We start from the raw sequence: 14937 nt of genomic DNA on the forward strand, positions 1-14937 counted from the left end.
ACAATGGCATCGGCATGATTGAAGAGGAACAAAAAAACATTTGGGATCGCTATTATAAAGCCGATCCGTCAAGTAAAAATACAAAGATAGGCGAGTCAGGTCTTGGATTATCAATCGTGAAGGAACTAGTGCGCCTGCACCACGGTTCAATTGAAGTGACCAGCCGAAAAAATGAAGGAACGACCTTCCTGATACAATTTCCAAAAGAAAAATAAAATTACCAGTAAAAAACCGTGGAGAGATAGCTGCTATTGATTTTTGCTATGTCTTTTCTTTGAGAGGTATCCGGTATGGTGGAGTGTCTGAAAAATAAAAAAATGGAGGCCAATTTTGTGAAAGCTGTTATTTCTGGAAGTATTGTTTTCCAAGAAGAATATCGAGATATGGAAAAAGATTTCAGTAAAAAAGGCATTGAATTAATTGATTATCCTCGCTCATGTCCGATCCTAGACAAAGAGTATCCAGAAATCTTGACGACTTTTTTTTAAATATCGCAGCAGCGGATTTATTTTTTGTATTTAATCAAGATCGGAAAGGGGTATTAGGCTATATTGGTGCCGCAACTTTTTCAGAAATGAAGTATTGTCTGATGCAAAATCTTATTCATGGAAAAAGGATCAAAATAGTCTTATTTAAGGAACCATCAGAGGAAAATTTTTTGTTTTGATGAGGTAGATCGCTGGCTAAAGAATGGCTGGATGGAAATCAGACAGCCTAACAATTTGGCATAACAAAGGTGTGGGCAAAAAACTGCTCACACCTTTTTGAATTTTTTATTTATATACTACAAAATCACTTGAAAATTATGATTCACTTTTGCTTCGATGCGTGGGTGAATATTCAAATAGTCGGCAATTAATTCGGTCATGTCGATTTGGATTTCTCGGACAATTTTCTCCGCACCAAACATCGCATAATTTCCTCCGCCGATTGCCCGATATTGATTTGTCACCACTTCCAGCATTTGTTGCGGAAGAACGGGGTGACCTTTAAAACGAAGTTCGGTAATCCGTTGTCCAACAGGCTGTTTCATATCAATAGTGTACTGAATCCCTTCATACATGTCATAATTGTAGTACTGGGGCTTAGGCTGAATAAAGGCTGGATTGAATACGATTTGGTTATTTTCTACAGCTAAATAATTTGCGGTCTGCTCCAACGCCGCTCTCAAATCTGCACCATTTATTTGAATCACTGCCAGAGTATTCGGATAAATATAGTTGGTGATGACGTCCCGCATCGTGATCGTCTCACCAAAGCCTTTTCCTTCATTATTGAATAACGCAGTTCCAGAAATCTCTGAGCCGCTGGCAAATAATTGTACACGATTAATAAACTCTACATAGGGATGTTCCTCAAGACGAGCCTGCATCGGATCATTAATACGCATATTTCCGTTCACTTTACCTAAGGGTTGATCCAACCATTTCTCTAGTTTTTCTTCTACCGGTACGATCGCTGCAAGAATTTCTGGATCAGGCTCTGATTTTTCAACTGAGTGTAAAGCAACCTGGTGATCTGTAACAACCACTTGCCCCTCTTTTTTCTCGACGGTAAGACGAATTTCACCGATGAACTCGCCACGATAGCCTGGTTGAACAACGGGAACACCATGAACCGTTTCAGCAATTTTCCGGTGCTGATGACCGGTGAAAAGGGCGTCAATGCCTTCAACCTGCTGCAATAGCTCGTAGCCTTCATTCTCTCCAGTTAGCGCTTCTGTGTCCTCACCGGTTAACAAGTCTTTTTCAAATCCGCCGTGGTAACTAACGATTACCAAGTCTGCTTGTTTCCTTAATAGAGGAACATATTCTTTTGCTGTTTCGACGATACTCTTAAACGTAATTCCTGCTAAGGTTTCTGGCTTTTCCCAGTGAGGAATGTATTGTGTCGTTAATCCCAAGATAGCAATTTTTACACCCACCTTTTCGATAATCTTATAGGCGTTTCCAAAGTATGGTTGGTCATTTTTGTTCACCATATTGGCTCCTAATATAGGCGCTTGATAATTCTTAATCGCTTCCTCGAGATAATCCACACCATAGTTAAACTCATGATTTCCCAACACTTGAACATCATAGCTCATTTGGTTAATCAAGTCTGTAAGCTCTTTGGCTGAACCATATTCTTTAGCAAGATAATAACTCAAAGGAGACCCTTGGATGAAATCACCATTTTCGATCGTAATTACCGGTCCATCTGCTTTTGCCCGTAATTCCTTCAGTTTCGACGATACTTTAGCCGTTCCTAAGGCCAGATCGGTTCTGCCGGAATAGTCTGTTGGTGAAACATAGCCATGCATATCACTTGTCTCTAAAAACGTAATGTTCATTCTGCGTGCTCCTTTAGCTGACTCAAAATAGAAAAACCGAAGCGTATTCAGCTGTTCGGTCTCTTTTTTTGATTTATAATGCCTTAATCCTTCATTTGAAGTGTTTTTAAAATGTTGCCTGGAATAAAGTTTTCTGTTGTCTGGCGAACAATCCTTCCTTGATCGAGATGATAAAGGTTATACCCATGACGTTCTTCAAAGCGTACGAAGCCATCGCCTTCATCTTCACCAACAAAGGACATACTCGATACAGTAAAATAGGGGATCCCATTAATTTCATCAGTAAATGTGTGATGGGTATGACCGTTTAGGATACAGCGAATATCGTAAGGTGCGATTAGCTTCAAGAAACGTTCGGTACCAGGCCATTTTGGTATACTGCTTTGGTGAGACAGTAGATGATGATGGGTGACCAAGAAAATCGGTTGGTCTTTTTCTTGCTCTAAGGCTTTTTTCAGCCATTGAAATTGCTGATCGTCCACTATACCATCTGCGTATCCATAGCTTGAATTATCAAAGGAAATCACTGTAAACTCAGGATATTTGACTATCTGGTTGTACGGGGCAGAAGAGGCGGCTTCATCGCACCAGCCTACCCAAAAATGTTCTTTGATATCGTGATTGCCTAGAGTAACAAGAATCGTCGTTTCTCCTAGCGCATTTTCCAGCCAAGTCTTCAAGTATCGATAATCGTCTATTTCGCCATCTTCGGTTAAATCTCCGCTGATAATCACAAGGTCCAAGGGTGTTTGCTGCAGGAGATGATGAATGCATTGCTCCAGAGGGATAAGGGGATTCTGCATCGTAGCCAGCATTCCCTTATAGCCTTCTTCACAAGCCTCATACTCTCTGCGAAAGTGTATATCTGATATATGCAATATATTCATTCTTATCTCAATTTCTTTCTTATAATTCCGGTTATTTGATCTAAAATAAACACGGTTACGACTACGCCAATCAAAATAATACTCACTTTGCTCCAAGACCGAGTTTGAATCGCGAATATCAATGGAGCACCGATTCCGCCAGCGCCAACTAAGCCTAAGGTAGCCGCACTACGAACCGCTATTTCAAAATGATTTAATGCTAAAGAACAATAAATCGGCATCAAATAGGGGATGCGAACAAAGAAAATCGTTTGCCAAAAATTTGCTCCTACCGCATGCATTTCTTCAACAAGTCGCTCATCCATCGCTTCCATTTCTTCTGTAAAAAGTTTTCCAAGCATTCCGATCTGATGGACGCCAATCGCCATAACACCAGCAAAGGGGCCAGGTCCGACGACTTTCACAAAAATAATTGCAAAAACTAGTTCAGGAAAAGCTCGTAAAACATTACAGATAAGCTTGCCAATTTTTGTTACCCATGGATGTGCTTGCCAGAGGTTAACCGCACTGATCAAGGTAATGGGAATCGCTAATACCGTAGCGATCATTGTCCCTAAACAGGCGATTCCAATGGTTAATAATAGCAAACTAATCAAATCCTCGCCGCTGCCATCATATAGAAACTGCCAATCAGGCTGACCTAACCCTCTCAAAACGTCCATTCCCATGGAAGGAGAGAAGGTGCTTAATCCAGAGTAATCCAGAGTAGCGGCCGACAAAATAACGAGAATCACTAAAGCAACTAATGATAAAAGGGTTCTTCTGTTCATTTCACGAAGCATCATAACAGGGACCTCCTGACACGTTCACTTAATTTATCAACGATCGCGACAGTTACTAGGATCGTTAGAATAATGATTGAAACTCGTTCATAATTCAAAAGCGCAAGTGAGGAATTTAGAATAACGCCAATACCACCAGCTCCGACATATCCAAGGACAGTAGAAGCACGAACATTCACCTCAAACGCGTAAAAAGCATAGCTCGCAAACTGACTCAAAACTTGTGGAGCGATCGACCAAATAGCGATTTGCATTTTATTTGCTCCAACAGCCGCAGCGGCTTCAATCGGGCCAAAGTCAATGGTTTCAATTGCTTGAAACATTAATTGTGACACCATACCAAAAGTAAAGACAGCGATAGTCAACACGCCAGTCGCTTCACCAATTCCAAACACAGCAACAAAAAGCGCGGCTAAAAGCAGGGTAGGGATGGTCCGTACTAAACCTAAAAGAAAACGAAAGATGGTAGAAAGAAGACGGTTTTCTGTCACTACAGTGGTCGCTAAAAAACTAACAGGGATCGCTAAAATTAAGCCAATGACCGTTCCAAGCAAAGACATTTGAAGTGTTTTCACCATAGGCTCGACTAATTTAGGTAAATAGCTAAAGTCTGGATGAATGAAGCGTGATAAAAAGACAGTCATTTGATTGGAGTTTTGAAAAACCTGAGAAAAATCAGCTGACGTGATCCAGGCACTTCCTTGAAAACAAACAATTAAGAACAGAAGAATAAGCAGGTGTTTATACCATTTAAAGTGAACGGTTTCTTTCAAGCTCATCGATTTCGCCTGCCTTTTCTTCAAAGATTGCATTGCCATAAATTTGCTCTAAGCGTTCATCGGTTAAGTCGTCTGGACGACCATCAAAGACAACCTGAGCAGCTTTTAACGCGAGCACACGCGTAGAAAACTCACGAGCCAGAGGGACTGAATGCAGATTGACAATGACTGTTTTATCCATCGTTTGATTGATATTTTTTAGGTCCATCATAACCTTTTGAGTCGTGATTGGATCTAATGATGCAACGGGTTCATCCGCTAAAATAATGGGGGCTTGCTGCACGAGTGCTCGCGCAATGGATACTCGCTGTTGTTGCCCACCACTGAGCTCATCACTGCGTGTCTGCAATTTATCAGACAAACCAACTTTTTCCAGTGCTTCCTTTGTCTGCTGGTAGTCTTCCTTCGTAAAAAGACCTAAAATACTTTTCCAAGTGGAGTAATAGCCCAAACGTCCAGATAGCACATTTTTCTGAACCGTACTACGCTTTACCAGATTGAAGCTTTGCGAGATTAGACCAATCTGGCGGCGAATCTGTCGCAGCTCTTTTTTATTCGCTTTTGTAATAGAGGTTCCATTAATGCGAATATCTCCTTTGGTGGTTTCTGCCAAGCGATTGATACTGCGCAGCAGAGTGCTCTTTCCAGCACCACTCAACCCTATGATGGAAACAAATTCTCCATCTTCAATTGTTAAGTCAATATCCTTCAAGCCAACAACGCCATTGGGATAGACCTTCGAAACATTGTCAAAAATAATCATTATCCTTCTCCATTTTTTTAAGTGTAAGCAAAAAAAAGCTTGCTGACACTTACTGATGTTTTATTCTGCTGCTTTTTTCGTGTAGTCTCTGATCGTGTCATAGGCAGAATCAGCAGCTTCTTCATAGCCCTGATGCCCCCACAAAGCCATTGCTTCTTTGCCATCTTTATCATCCTTCATATTTAAGAAGGTCTCTTTAATTTTCGCTTTTAAATCTTTTGACATGTCAGGCTGTACAGCGATTGCGTCATTCGGAATATCGCCTTTTGTCAGGTACAGGACTTTTAAATCCTTAAATAAATCATTATCTGGGAAATTCGAAGCAAAAACATTTCGCGCGCCTTCAAAAACAAACGCCGCATCCATTTGCTTGTTCAACACTGCGGTAATCTCACTCGGAATATCATTCACAGTGGTCATCTTTGTATCTGCAGTAGGATCAATCCCAGCATCTTTCAATTCAGCGACAGGATAGATGTAGCCGCTAGCAGAGTTAGGACTTAAGGTTGCGATATTTTTTCCTTTTAAATCAGTTAACTTATTCAATCCGCTATCGGCACGAACCAATACTTCTCCTTTAAAGGTGTTCGTAAGTTTGTCCTTTAATGGCAAGCCAGTTTCTTGATCATAATCGCCGAGCTGAGAAGTCAGGATTGCATCTGCAGCTCCAGCATCCTTTGCTTGAACATAGGCTGCAGGCGGCATAATTCCGACATCGACTTGACCAGAAGACATCGCTTCGACGATCGTTGAATAATCAGTAGCTAACGTCACTTCTACCTCACGATCTAACTTTTTCGATAAATACTTAGCAAATGGTTTTGCTTTTGCCTCCATACTACCATCATTGTTTGTTGGAACGAATTGAACAACTAATTTTTCTTTGCTCTCTTTTTCTGAGCTGCTACTTGTATTCCCAGAACCGCAGGCCGCCAAAGTGGTCAATAACATGACTCCGATGAACCCTTTTGCTAACTGTTTGAACTGCATTTTTCTCCTCCTGTTGGATATAATTTCTAATACGTCTAAATCATAGCAGGGAATCAAAATCAATGAAGTGACGCACGTCCTATTTTACACAACTTTTACATACAATTTACAAACAATTATAAATAATTATTCGTATTGAGCCGAAAAACAATCTAAGCTATAATAAAGAAAAACTTCTTAGAGGTGACGATTTCATGAAAAAAATCCATGATACGAAGCAATTAACTGCTTACGTTGAGAAGCACAACCTGCAGGATTATATGGATTCAGATATATTGGCAATGGCTTCTTTACTTTTTTTTGAAAAGGAAGAGCACCTCATTCAAACGGGAAAAACCTCAGATTATTTGTATTTTTTAGTGGATGGGACGGTAATGGTGTACTCGTATTCTTCTGATACACAAAATATTTGCATCGATTACGCAAAGCCCGCTACACCACTCGGCGAAGCCTCTTCATTGTGGGAATTATCGCCGAAAAGCAGCGTTAAAGCAGTGACTAAGTGCATCTGTATCAGCATTCCGCTAAATCAATATCGAACACAGCTTCAAAAAGATGTTCGCTTTTTGCAGAATATTTGCCAGTTACTAAGTTATCGTTTAAATTCCGGGATAAATTTGGCGAACTCACTGACAGAACCTGTTGAAACTCGTTTAGCAAAGTTTATTTTGACCCATCACGAAAACGAACGTTTCTCATTTCGGTTAACCACCTGCGCCTCAATCTTAAATGTCAGTTATCGACATCTTTTACGAACAATCACGAATTTTCGTGAGGAGAATATTATCGAAAAGAAAAAGAATTATTACTTGATTCATGATATCGAAGCTTTAGAGGACTTAGCTGAGAATATAAGTAGTCCAGTAAAAGCAGAATAACAGCTATAAAAAAACAGCAGTCAGAAGTGATTGCTGGTTTTTTGATAGTGGAGAAATTGGGAAACGGAAAATCTTCGTTGAAGAGTAGTGTTCTATATATTGGTATGCTATACTTTTAAAAGTTCAATGTGTCAAGACACATAAAAAGGGGAGAAAAATTTTGAAGAAAATACTTGTTTCATTGTTGTTTTTGGTGTCATTAGTAACGTTAGTCGGCTGTAGTCAGTCTCAGGGGGAGAAGCAAAGTGAAAAAGAGAAAAGTAAAATCGCTTTGGTTCTTGGATTTGGCGGGGTTGATGACCGCTCCTTCAATCAAGCTGGCTGGGAAGGATTAGAGGCTTGGGGAAAAGAGAAAAAGCTGACAGCAAAAAAAGATTTTACGTATATAGAAACGAACAATCCAGAGGATAACAGTACCAATATCGATCAGGCAATCAGAAACGGCTTTACCACCATTATTAGCTTGAGCTACTTGCAAGCAGAGGAACTGGAAAATGCTGCTAAAGATAATCCAAAGTTGAAATTTGCCTTGGTAGATGGTGAGATTACTGGGAAAAAGAATATCTCATCAGCAACCTTTAAAGATCAAGAAAGTGCGTATTTAGCAGGACTAGCTGCCGCATATACGACAAAAAGTGATCAAGTAGGCTTTATTGGTGGAATGGAAGGGCCCGTGATCCAACGTTTCCAAAGCGGATTTGAAGCTGGCGTTAAGGCAGGGGCCACAGCACTGAACAAGGAAATTACTGTTAACGTACAATATGCCGCATCCTATGATTCGCTAGATAAAGGAAAAGCTATTGCTGCTTCTATGTACAAAGAGGGAGTCGATATTCTTTATCAGGCGGCAGGAAGTACTGGAGCTGGGGTGTTCCAAGAAGCAAAAGCCCGCAATGAAAACGACTATAGCAGAAAAGTATGGGTGATTGGTGTAGATCGCGATCAAGCGGATGAAGGGGATTATAAAATGGAGAACGGCGAGACAGGGAATTTCACGTTGACTTCTACAAAGAAAAATGTCGGTGCAGAAGTCAAAGAATTTGCAGAAACTTCTCATAACGATAAATTTCCTGGCGGCAAGCATTTGACCTTTGGTTTGAAAGAAGAAGGGGTAGATCTGACAAAAGGACAATTATCAGAGGAAGCCTATCAGGCAGTTTCAGACGCAAAAGAGAAAATCATCAGTGGTGATTTCAGACTGTAGACAAAGTCCATTTTATGGATGATGTCTACAGTCTTTTCTTTTATAATAGATTTATGAAAACGAATGCAAGGAGTGATAGCTATGATGTCTAAAAACAATACGAATGGTAGAAATCAATTTGCGATGCTTACGATTGATGATCTAGTTCCTCAAGATCATCTCGTTCGAAAGATTGATGCCGTGCTTGATTTTGAATTTATTTATCCAATCGTCGAAGCCACTTGCTCCGATTTAGGTCGCCCAAGTATCGATCCAGTGATTCTGATCAAATTGGTGTTTATTCAGTATTTATTCGGTATCCGTTCCATGCGACAAACCATTAAGGAAGTCGATACCAATGTCGCTTACCGCTGGTTTTTAGGCTACTCCTTCGAAGAGAAAATCCCCCATTTCTCAACTTTTGGAAAGAATTATGTTCGCCGATTTAGAGAAACGACGGTGTTTGAGGATATTTTTGCCTATATTTTAGAACAAGCAGTTAAAGCAGGTTTTGTAACAGAGGATAATTTGTATCTGGATTCTACCCACATCAAAGCTAACGCCAATAAACATAAGTTTACGAAAGAAATGACCCATGATGAAGCGAAAGCCTATCAGGATGAATTAGAAGATGAGATCAATCGTCAACGAATAGAGGCTGGAAAACGCCCTTTTACTTTGGACTTAGAAAAGGAAGTGAAGCTGAAAGAAAGAAAAATAAGTAAAGCTGATCCGGAAAGCGGCTACAACGTCAAAGGCGAACGAGAAAAACAATTTGCTTATTCTGCCCATACTTCATGCGACGACAATGGATTTATTCTTAGCACAATCATCACTCCTGGAAATATTCATGACAGTTAAGTCGCCTTTCAGCTCGTCAAACAATCGAAGAGACTTTTTCCTGAAATCAATTGTGTTGTCGCTGATGCTGGGTATAAGACACCTAAGTTTGCTCACTTTTTGACTCATTTGAACCTTCGACCTTGTTTGCCTTATTCAAGGCCCAAAGGGAAAAAGGGGCTATTATCAAAAAATGAGTTTCTCTATGACGAGTATTTTGATTGTTATATTTGTCCGCAAGATCAAATGCTCGCTTTTTCAACGGTTACTCGAGAAGGGTACCGAGAATACAAATCCAATCCAAAAGAATGTGTGAACTGTTCTCTGCTAAACCAATGTACCAAAAGTAAAAATCATCAACGAGTCATCACGAGACATGTTTGGGGAGATCTGATGAATGAAGTGGAACATCTTCGCCTAACAGATCTGAATAAATCAATTTACAAAAAACGGAAACAAACGATTGAACGAATATTTGCGGATGCAAAAGAAAAGCATGGGATGCGTTGGACCAAGTATCGAGGCTTGGAAAAAGTCGCGACGCATACGATGCTAGTGTTTGCTGCAATGAATTTAAAGAAATTAGCCACCTGGCTATGGAAAGGCAAGGAGCCTTTATTTTTTTGTTCAAAAATTCGAAACGAAGTAGATAAAAAGCTGTTCCAAGCTCGAGTTACGAGTTTGGAACAGCTTTTGTCTACAGTCTGAGAGGACTACCTGTATTAGTCCTCTTTTTTGACCAGATTTTGACCAGTCTATTTTACATTCTAATATATTCATATGAGCTAATTTTATGATTAAATGGTAAGTTTTTCCTTGTTTGTTTTAGTTTAAACTAGTGTGTAATTCAAAAATCTATATGGAAGGGTCTGTTGGATAACAACTAATTCATTGCTCGAAACGTTTATATTAAAGCGTTTCGAGCATTTTTTTATTTGCATTTTAATAGTTGGCTACGTTTGGAATTATTAGCCCATAAATTTTGAAAATCGGTCACCTGTTTTCTTAATAGATTGTGGTGTGACATGAGCATAGATATTCATGGTAGTTTTAATATCTTTGTGACCTAATCGTTCTTGTACTTCTTTTATCGAAGCACCACTTTCAAACAATAAGCTACAGTGGGTATGCCTAAATCCATGTGGAGTAATTTGAGGCTCCATCGGTGTCTTTTTGTAAATCCAGTCTAACCAATCGTTTACTACTTGGGGGTAGTACAGCTTGTTTGTGTTTGTAGTGAAAAGAAACTGCTTTGGTGAATTCGTGTTATAGCCATATAAGATCATTATTTTCATTTGTTCTTGTTGCCAAATACGCAGTTGTTTAAGTGTAAAATCATTAAGCTGAATCGTTCTTGATGAATTTTTAGTTTTAGGTACTTGTAGAACTACTTGATTAAACTCGTCTTGAGCGATAGTTTTACCAATTGTTATTGTTTTATTGAAATAGTCTATATCTTCCCATTGAAGCGCCAATGTCTCGCTTTTACGCATTCCTGTATAAGCTAATAAACGGAAAAAAGTGTACAGTTTAACTGAATTATTTTCTTTAGTATTCTGTAAAAATAGTTGTAATTGATCTTTCGTATAAAACTTCAAGGGTTGTTCGTCTTCAATTTTTCTTGGAAGCAATGTTTTAGACATAGGATTATCTTTACAGACTTCCATTGCTACTCCAAATTTAAATATTTGAGCAGTTGTTTTTCTCAAGAAACCATATTGTTTTATTGTTTTGTGCCATTCATTAACCTGTTTTTGACAATAACTAACACTTATTTTATCCAATCGTAATTCCCCAAAAGCAGGTAATATATGGTTCTTGCAAAAACGTTGAGCAACGGCAACGGAAGATGGTTTTACTCTCGTTCTGTAGTTATCAATCCATAATTCATATAACTCTTGAAAAGTTGTAACATTGATTTTAAACTCTTGTTTTTCTTTAAAGTCTACAAGTAGTCTATTAAGTGCTATTTGTGCCTCAGCTTTTGATTTGAATCTTCTACGCTTTGTACGTATATCTTTTCCAGTCTTGGGATCTTTTCCTAAATAAGTTTCAAATCCCCAATATTTTTCGCCATTTTGTAATTTATAACTAAAAAATGTGGCCATTTGATTCTCTCCTTACTTCATGATTGCAGGTAGAGAAGTTATTTGAAGAATCAATTGCTTTTAAATTTATCGTGATTATTAGTTAGAAATTTTGCGATTATACTATTTTTCTCATATGGGAAATTGTATTTTTTGCTAAGATCAGAAATAAATTTTTCTGTTTCAAATTGGTTTTTAGTAATTTTATAAAAGAAATCCTCGACAGATGAATACTGTGAAATATCTTGATAGGCTAAGTCCATTTCGTTTAATAGCTGTTTTGAAGAATCAATCAGTATTTCTTTTTCACCGTATTTGAAATCCCCATTTCTTATCTTATCTTGAAGTCTACTGTTGGCTCTTTTGAAAAATAGCTCTTTAGAGATAGAGTGTTTTTGACTAGCATACTCTTCGATAAGAGGATTGGAATGGCAACAGTTTTTTTGACAAATTTTATAAGGTGCAGAACTTCTTTCCGTATGCTATTCCGATTGTCCTTGACAATGAGCCTCCTCGGATGTGACGATCTTCGGCAGGAGCTAACAGTTAAAGTTAGACTGCCTCGCTAGCGTTAGCACATCCGAGCTCATTATCAAGGATTCGCTGCGCCAATCTCTGGTTACGGTAACCAACCGGTGTCTCGTAGCCAAGTGTACCGTACAACCGAAGGTGGTTCCACCAATTGACATAGTCAAATAACTCCAAATCCAATTGTTGTAAGGTTTCAAATGTGTATTGATAGACAAATTCTACTTTCAACGACTTATAAGTTGATTCAGCTACGGCATTATCAAAAGGACAGCCTTTATGACTCAATGATCGATTGATGTCAAAAGTTGTTAATAATTCATCAATAGCTTGGTTATCAAACTCTTTTCCACGATCAGTATGAAAAATCTCAACCTCTGTCAGAGGTTGTTTGATACGGCTAAATGCTTTTTTTACTAGAACGGCATCTTTATGTTCTCCACAAGAATAGCCGAGAATTTCTCGATTGAACAGATCCAAAATGAAACAGACATAATTCCATTTTTTCCCGACTCGTACATAAGTCAAGTCTGTTACGATCGCTTCTAATGGGCTGTCTCTTAAGAATTTACGATTCAATACGTTTGTCGTTTTGGCTTCATTGCAAGTAGAATGATGTACTTTAAAATAAGCAACAGTATAGCTCGATTTTAATCCTCTATTTTTCATGATTCTACTAATTTTTCGTCGGCTGATCTGAATGCCTCGTTTTGATAAGGCTTTTTTTATTTTTCTTGAGCCGTAGGCCTTTCGGCTGCGGATAAATTCTTCAGCGACTACTTTTTCAAGTTCTGATTCGTCTTTCTTTGGTTTTGATTGATAATAATAGGACTGACGTGATAGACCTAATATTCTGCACATCGCTGATATAGGGTAAAGATGCTTATTCGCATCGATTACTTGTCTCTTCGTCCGAATATCAGCGCTGCTTGCTTTAAAATATCATTTTCCATTTCTAATTGCTGGTTTCTTTTACGTAGTTCTAACAATTCTTTTTGTTCAGGCGTAAGATTATCTTTTTCTTTGAATGAACCACTCGTTTTAGATTGCTTTACCCATTTGTCAAATGCTGAAGCCGTTAGTTCATATTCTCGAATGATTTCTACACGTGGCTTTCCAGCTAAGTAAAGATTGACGATTTGTTGCTTGAATTCTTGTGAAAAAGTTCTTCGTGTTCTCTTAGACATAAAAATTCCTCCTGGTATGTTTTCTTCTAGTCTACACACCTTAATTTTTCTGTCTAGTTAATTGTAGCCTATCCAATATCAATTCCTGCTCGTTTTGGATTACCTTTTCGATTTAATTTTCCATTTTCAGGTGAGTTGAGGAAATTGTTAAGGACACTATAATGAAGAGGTGTTCCATTATAGTCGGGTTTATGACGACTTTTGGAAGTAAAAATCCATCCATTATCTTTATAATCAGGATTGAATCTTATATGTTGGTGATTTAACTCAATTTCCTCTTTAAGAATTTCTATAGCCCTTTTAGATAATTGGACATTTCGGTAACTTTGTAAGTTTTTTACATTACCTTCATAGCTATTTTCTGCAGCTCCTCCGTGAGTGGACTGACTAATGATGATATTTTGCTTTTCAAAATATTGATAGGCACCAATATTTTGGAGTTTTCGACTCTGTAAGTCAACAGGGCCATTAGTTAGAATACCTATTTGGATGCGGTTTTTATGTAGAGCCAGCAGTAGTTGATGTATCTCAGGAATCATCGTAATCTGATCGAGTTCATATTCATAGTCAGCTTGGAATTCTAGAGCTTCTGTCCTAGAAATACTATCGATGCCAAATTCTTCCATAGTCTTCTGACAGCGAAAAATTCTAAGCTGCTCAATACTGATGAGTTTTTTCGTGTATTTAGGAAAAGCAACATCAGACCAATATCTGAAACGTTTGTAAATGTTATCTATTTGTTGGATATCAATCGTTGGAAAACATTTCTCAACGCTACGTTTAAAGGGGAGTTGATGGTCATAAAGAGTGTCATCAAGGTCAAAAACAATATTTTTATAAGTCATAATTCTAGTCCGCTTTTAAAATAGTAGTGTACTGGCTAAATTCCTCTAAGTGTTGAGGGCTAATCTGGTTATCTGTAATGATGGTATCGAGTTGATCTAGATTATAGAAGTTAAAGAAATCGTATCGATCGAATTTAGTACTGTCTACTAATAAGAATTTTTCTACAGCATTGTTTAGGGCAAGTTGTTGAATCACACCTTCCTTGTCACTATATGTAGCAATAGAATTATGGGTAACAGCATTTGCACTAACAAAAGCTTTGGCAAATCTCATTGCTTTTAAATTTGTCGAAGCCATTGAACCTACAAAAGCTCCAGTTATTTCTCTATATTCACCGCCAAGAAGCAATAAATCAATGGTTTCGCTATCTTTTAGAATCAAGAACACAGGGAGACTATTTGTAATGACACGAATTTTATAACCTTTACGACCTTTCAATTCTAATGCCAGTTGTTCAAGTGTAGTTCCGGGTCCAATAAAAATAGTATCGCCATCTTTGATTAAAGAGCAGGCTTTTTTAGCAATGTCAATTTTTTCTTTTGTATTTAGACTTTTCTTCTCGATATGTGTCTTTTCAAGTGGCTTTTTAGAGGAAAGCAATTGTGCACCACCATGAGTACGTGTTAAAAGTCCATCAGCTTCTAGAGCATCAAGGTCTCTACGGGCTGTCATATCGGAAATATCTAGTTCATCTATTATTTCTTTTATGGTTATGGTCCCATCAATCTTTAACATGTCTAAAATTTTTTCTAATCGTCGTTTTTTGTTCATATGAAGACCCTTCTTTCATAAAGTAATTTTTTTCCAAAGATAATTCTCTTTTAATTGTATCATAAAAGACAATATTTTCAAGGT

14 protein-coding genes and 2 pseudogenes are annotated in these 14937 nt (G+C 38.2%); 5 read left to right on the forward strand and 11 right to left on the reverse strand.

Going from position 1 to position 14937, the window contains the following annotated elements; all coding sequences use genetic code 11:
* The first annotated feature begins 14 nt into the window (after nucleotides 1-14).
* Together RBL01_RS02550 and RBL01_RS02555 are read left to right on the forward strand one after the other, a co-directional pair.
* Entirely contained in the window at nucleotides 15-215 is a 201-nt protein-coding gene (locus RBL01_RS02550) for an ATP-binding protein (protein ID WP_002297848.1), read from the forward strand.
* Between the two features lie 75 nt (nucleotides 216-290).
* Nucleotides 291-488, forward strand: coding sequence for a hypothetical protein (locus RBL01_RS02555; protein ID WP_002297850.1), 198 nt, complete (start codon nucleotides 291-293; stop codon nucleotides 486-488).
* Between the two features lie 296 nt (nucleotides 489-784).
* On the opposite strand, the gene RBL01_RS02560 is transcribed toward RBL01_RS02555, so the two are convergent.
* The 6 genes from RBL01_RS02560 to RBL01_RS02585 all read right to left on the reverse strand — a co-directional run bounded on the left by RBL01_RS02560 (nucleotide 785) and on the right by RBL01_RS02585 (nucleotide 6533).
* Entirely contained in the window at nucleotides 785-2332 is a 1548-nt protein-coding gene (locus RBL01_RS02560) for a bifunctional metallophosphatase/5'-nucleotidase (RefSeq protein WP_002297851.1), read from the reverse strand.
* An 83-nt stretch (nucleotides 2333-2415) separates the two neighbouring features.
* A complete protein-coding gene (locus RBL01_RS02565; protein ID WP_002297853.1) occupies nucleotides 2416-3219 on the reverse strand; it encodes a metallophosphoesterase family protein in 804 nt (267 codons plus the stop codon).
* A 2-nt stretch (nucleotides 3220-3221) separates the two neighbouring features.
* Complete coding sequence (phnE, locus tag RBL01_RS02570; RefSeq protein WP_005880282.1) at nucleotides 3222-4004, reverse strand: phosphonate ABC transporter, permease protein PhnE; 783 nt, start codon at nucleotides 4002-4004, stop codon at nucleotides 3222-3224.
* Nucleotides 4001-4780, reverse strand: coding sequence for a phosphonate ABC transporter, permease protein PhnE (gene phnE / locus RBL01_RS02575; protein ID WP_002297856.1), 780 nt, complete (start codon nucleotides 4778-4780; stop codon nucleotides 4001-4003). The genes phnE (RBL01_RS02570) and phnE (RBL01_RS02575) overlap by 4 nt, the downstream gene beginning before the upstream one ends.
* Entirely contained in the window at nucleotides 4752-5543 is a 792-nt protein-coding gene (gene phnC / locus RBL01_RS02580; protein WP_002297857.1) for a phosphonate ABC transporter ATP-binding protein, read from the reverse strand. Before phnC ends, phnE (RBL01_RS02575) begins: the two co-directional genes overlap by 29 nt.
* Nucleotides 5544-5603: 60 nt before the next feature.
* Nucleotides 5604-6533 (reverse strand): phosphate/phosphite/phosphonate ABC transporter substrate-binding protein, encoded by a 930-nt coding sequence (locus RBL01_RS02585; protein WP_002297858.1) that lies wholly within the window; start codon nucleotides 6531-6533, stop codon nucleotides 5604-5606.
* Between the two features lie 194 nt (nucleotides 6534-6727).
* Between RBL01_RS02585 and RBL01_RS02590 the strand changes: the two genes are divergently transcribed.
* The 3 genes and pseudogenes from RBL01_RS02590 (at nucleotide 6728) to RBL01_RS02600 (ending at nucleotide 10142) form a co-directional block, all read left to right on the forward strand.
* The gene (locus RBL01_RS02590; protein ID WP_002297859.1) at nucleotides 6728-7411 is read left to right on the forward strand and encodes a cyclic nucleotide-binding domain-containing protein; all 684 of its coding nucleotides are present in this window, start codon (nucleotides 6728-6730) and stop codon (nucleotides 7409-7411) included.
* Nucleotides 7412-7571: 160 nt separating this feature from the next.
* On the forward strand, nucleotides 7572-8615 hold the full coding sequence (locus RBL01_RS02595) for a BMP family protein (RefSeq protein WP_002340328.1): 1044 nt from the start codon (nucleotides 7572-7574) through the stop codon (nucleotides 8613-8615).
* A gap of 63 nt (nucleotides 8616-8678) precedes the next feature.
* A pseudogene (locus RBL01_RS02600) lies at nucleotides 8679-10142 on the forward strand (IS1182-like element ISEfa7 family transposase).
* 260 nt (nucleotides 10143-10402) lie between these two features.
* On the opposite strand, the gene RBL01_RS02605 reads toward RBL01_RS02600, so the two are convergent.
* The 5 genes and pseudogenes from RBL01_RS02605 to RBL01_RS02625 form a co-directional block, all read right to left on the reverse strand.
* On the reverse strand, nucleotides 10403-11542 hold the full coding sequence (locus RBL01_RS02605; RefSeq protein WP_307780977.1) for a tyrosine-type recombinase/integrase: 1140 nt from the start codon (nucleotides 11540-11542) through the stop codon (nucleotides 10403-10405).
* A gap of 50 nt (nucleotides 11543-11592) precedes the next feature.
* Nucleotides 11593-11946: pseudogene (locus RBL01_RS02610) on the reverse strand (transcriptional regulator); the annotation flags it as partial.
* 127 nt (nucleotides 11947-12073) lie between these two features.
* A protein-coding gene (locus tag RBL01_RS02615; RefSeq protein WP_410779637.1) for an IS3 family transposase occupies nucleotides 12074-13236 on the reverse strand; the annotation gives its coding sequence in 2 pieces (ribosomal slippage) (nucleotides 12074-12960 and nucleotides 12960-13236; 1164 coding nt in all).
* A 68-nt stretch (nucleotides 13237-13304) separates the two neighbouring features.
* Nucleotides 13305-14081, reverse strand: a complete 777-nt coding sequence (locus tag RBL01_RS02620; protein ID WP_307781040.1) for an HAD family hydrolase — start codon at nucleotides 14079-14081, stop codon at nucleotides 13305-13307.
* Between the two features lie 4 nt (nucleotides 14082-14085).
* Nucleotides 14086-14853, reverse strand: a complete 768-nt coding sequence (locus tag RBL01_RS02625) for a DeoR/GlpR family DNA-binding transcription regulator (protein ID WP_307781039.1) — start codon at nucleotides 14851-14853, stop codon at nucleotides 14086-14088.
* Nucleotides 14854-14937: the final 84 nt, after the last annotated feature.

Source organism: Enterococcus sp. SB12, from assembly GCF_030910025.2.
GTDB classification, from domain to species: domain Bacteria; phylum Bacillota; class Bacilli; order Lactobacillales; family Enterococcaceae; genus Enterococcus_B; species Enterococcus_B faecium.